1 protein-coding gene is annotated in these 441 nt (G+C 39.5%); it reads right to left on the bottom strand.

Annotation, left to right across the window (positions count from 1 at the left end):
• Nucleotides 1-441, bottom strand: a 441-nt coding sequence (locus tag ACINWC743_RS04365) for a hypothetical protein (RefSeq protein WP_009584504.1), incomplete at both ends; no start/stop codon positions are given.

The raw sequence follows: 441 nt of genomic DNA, 5'->3' as shown, positions 1-441 counted from the left end.
TGCAACTTCTACTTTACCTGCATTTACTTTTGTACTGATGTTGCTGTTTGAACCAACAATATCAACTGCTTCACCTAACTTCTTGTTCACAGTCGTACCGTCTTGTGCTTTTAATCCAAAGCCCAAATTGGTTAATGCTGTACCTGCATCATCTACATACTTCTTGTTAGCAGCATCTGTGTTATTTGTTGGTGCTGCTACATTGGTAATCGCTTTACCACCAGCATTAATACCTGATGTGTTGTTAATAACAACACCACCAACCGTAACTTGGTCAGCTGTTACACCTGCATTGTTAATCGTGGTATTACCCGTTTTAACGCTACCAGTTGCTCCTAAATCTAAGTTTGGATTTAACTTAACCTGTACACCATCAGTTGTTGCAACTGTACTAATGTTCGTATCACCCGTAATCGAAACGGTGTCACCTAATTTCTTAGT

The sequence above is a fragment of the Acinetobacter sp. WC-743 genome (assembly GCF_000335555.1).
Classification (GTDB): Bacteria; Pseudomonadota; Gammaproteobacteria; order Pseudomonadales; family Moraxellaceae; genus Acinetobacter; species Acinetobacter bereziniae.
Note: the sequence above shows the minus strand (reverse complement) of the source record. Positions and strands in the feature narration are given on the sequence as shown.